The organism is Psittacicella gerlachiana, assembly GCF_003585965.1.
GTDB lineage: Bacteria > Pseudomonadota > Gammaproteobacteria > Enterobacterales > Psittacicellaceae > Psittacicella > Psittacicella gerlachiana.
The window spans coordinates 1-1922 of sequence record NZ_NRJF01000019.1; the positions used below are offsets into that span (position 1 = coordinate 1).

Annotated in this window: 1 protein-coding gene; it reads right to left on the reverse strand. The window is 27.9% G+C overall.

The window, feature by feature from the left end; all coding sequences use genetic code 11:
• Nucleotides 1-612: 612 nt before the first annotated feature.
• A complete protein-coding gene (locus tag CKF59_RS00620; RefSeq protein ID WP_119534053.1) occupies nucleotides 613-1323 on the reverse strand; it encodes a putative quinol monooxygenase in 711 nt (236 codons plus the stop codon).
• Nucleotides 1324-1922 lie beyond the last annotated feature (599 nt).

The window sequence follows — 1922 nt, forward strand, 5'->3', positions numbered from 1 at the left end:
ATGTTAATTATTGCTAAAACCTTAGATAGTGCAAAACCTGTGTTGGAAGTAAAGTAACTAACAAATCTGCCACTATCCTAGTAACCCTAACTTAAACTCCTTTAAACTTAAACTTTAAAACAATTTTAAAATGTCAATGTAAAGTAATTTAAATCAGTACTTTATTAAAGTGACATAGAGATAAAGATAAATAATTATCTATAGATACTTATGTTTATAATTATAGCTTACTTTTCCCCTTATTTATGTAAAAATAAACTACCCCCCCGCTTACATTGTTGATTTTTAAGCAAAATAACTTTAAAAGAGCTTCTAAAAACCACATACCTTTAAGGGGAATTTTAGCAAAAATTTGCAAAATTATTCAAAACAATCCTCTCCAAAATTTTTCTGCTCTTTAAGAATTTACCCCCAATTTATCATGGATTCTTCCTAAAACTTGCAAAAATCTTGATACAACTTTCCTCAAACTTTACAAAAGCTTGCTACAACTTTTGAGTTTGTTCTAGTTCATCCTAGTTCGTTCCAGTTAGTCCAAATTGTCATTTACTAAACATAAAAAAACATCCCATAAATTTCTAGGATGTTCTTAAGTCTTTAACTTTTAAAAGGTTAATTATTTACTTTATAATTTGATACTCCCTGACTCATTAAAAAGGTCGGAGTAACATCAATAATTGTTCGTTCTATTATACAAGTTTTGGTATTACGTAAATAGGTTTGAAAGAATTCTCCATTAACATAATTGTTATAGGCTTCTTCATTATTAAATACTTCTAATAAGTACCAAGTATTTTCTTTGTTTTTACTATAGCCAGCATAAACAGCAAGTACTTGTTTTTCTTGATCTTGAGTTTTCTTTAATAATTCTAATAATTGGTGACGATAATGATTGATTTCACCTTTTCTTACTTCTACTTTGACTAAAAGAATCTTATTCTTTGAAGTTTGCATAAACATCTTGTCAAATAAGAACACAGGTTCAACTTCAATCACTACTTGTTTGTGCTTTACCAATACTTCTAAGTTATGGGAAAAGAGTTGATACTCAAACGTCTTTAAATAATTTTGGTAAGACTGGTCACTAGCATAGAGTTCAATTAAGTAACTATTATGAGGGTTAGTACGACTCTTTAAAGAGTACATGGTTAACACGCCATTCTCTTTAGAGATTGAGTTCATTACTTTTACTTGATTTAATTGATCAAAGCTAATAATAGCACCAGGCAATAATTCTAATTCAAAAATCTTAAATACGGGAGCTTTATTCTGAGCTACATTAGCAAGTGCATTTACTTGTAGGCACAAACTTAAAAGTAGCATACTACAAATAGAAAAAATTTTTCTCATGAACAGTGTGGTTATAAATAAATTAATAAAACTTATCCCAAAAGATAAGCATGTATATAGATAGTTTAAAGCTCTCTTAACTTAAATATAGATAGCTAAAGTATAAAAATTCTTAGATATTTCATTATATTACAACTACTTTAAATTACGGCTTCTTTCCCTAAACTAACTCTTCACCTCAACTTCCCTTATGCAATAAAAACAACTGTTTTTCAATAAGTAGAAAATTTTTCTTAGCTCATTTTATTTTTAGTTACCATAATTTATTTATGGGTACTATTGCTTTTTGGAGCAAAATTGATTTTCACTTTATCTTTCTTTGCTCGATAATCTCTTACTTTCTCAACACTAAATTTATCTCTCAAACTTAGTTTGTGCACTTAGTTTGTTTAGTACTAAAGATCTAAACTAAAAAATTAGCTTCGATAACATAAGCATACAACTTTAGGAATAAAAATTTACTTCAGAGGGTAGATAGGTAAGATCACTACTTTTCTGACAAATAAAAAAAGTGCTAATTAGCCCAAAAGCTAACTAGCACTTTTAAATTTATTTGTATTTTGTGAGATTAA